Annotated in this window: 1 protein-coding gene; it reads right to left on the reverse strand. The window is 65.9% G+C overall.

Translation table 11 applies throughout. The features are described 5' to 3' along the window. Positions 1-1,103, reverse strand: a 1,103-nt coding sequence (locus A5736_RS10130) for a glycosyltransferase (RefSeq protein WP_076245964.1), incomplete at both ends; no start/stop codon positions are given.

A 1,103-nucleotide genomic window follows, 5' to 3' on the forward strand; every position in this document is an offset into this window, starting at 1 on the left:
ACGCTTTCAACGGGTTTGGTCATCCGGGTAGAGATTTCACGGGCCCGGGCGACGCATTGCGGCCCGAGAATCCGGCGCAGGTCCGTGACGAGCGATTCGCGGGTGGTGCTCGAAAAGCGCCGGGCGGAACCAACTTTCAGTCTTTTGACCTGAGTTCCCCAGAGCGTCTGATCGCCGAACGTCGGAAGGATCAGCGAGGGGACTCCGGCGCGCAGGCCCGCCGCCGTGGTTCCGGTGCCGCCATGATGTACGACCGCGCGGCAGGCGGGAAAGGCGGCCGAGTAATTCATCGCGTCGACGGTTTTGACGTGGTCGAAATGCGGGGCGTCGCTGAAGTCGGTGTCCGCAGAGCAGATCAGCGCCCGTTCGCCCAGTTGCGCGCAGGCCGCGCCGATCATGGCGACGGTGTCGGCGGGAGACTTGACCGGCGTGCTGCCGAAGCCGAAGAAAATCGGCGGTGTTCCCGCGGCGATCCACGACGCGACCTCCTCGTCGGCGTCCGTGGTCAACTCCATCGTCAGCGCCCCGACGACCGGCCGTTGGCCGTTGCAGTTCGCCCATTCGGCGGCCAGCCCCGGGAAGCAAACTTCTTCGTAGGCTTGAATTTCCAGTGATCCGCGCTCGGTGATGCGTCGCGCCGCAGAGCGCCTCGCCTTCGGCAGGCCCAGTTCGCGGCGCTGCACGTCATCGAAGTTCTTCACCCCGCGCCAACTCACCCACTCGTACAGCCGCACCGCGTAACGGCCCAGCGACGGTGACAGGAATGGCAGGACCTGTCCGTTGACCCGCACCGGGGCGAGATGCAGGGTGGCCAGCGGAATGTCGTAGTACTCGGCGACATTGGCGGCGGGCTGTTCGAAATTCAGAAACGTGACCAGCAGGTCGGACCCGGCCGCCAGCGTCCGCAGTGTCGCGGTGATTTGCTCCCAGTGCCGGGTGACGGACTGCCCGATGTCGCGCCACGACCTGACCAGATCTCGGATCTTCCAGAATTTGCGGAACACACGCGTCCAGAAGTCGCGGTGCGAACTCCACCACTCCCGCGTATCGGGCCCGTAGGCGACGGCCGACAGCCCAGCCGACTCGACGAAGCCGACCAGGTC

Origin of the sequence: Mycobacterium sp. SP-6446, assembly GCF_001954045.1 — a bacterium.
Lineage (GTDB): Bacteria > Actinomycetota > Actinomycetes > Mycobacteriales > Mycobacteriaceae > Mycobacterium.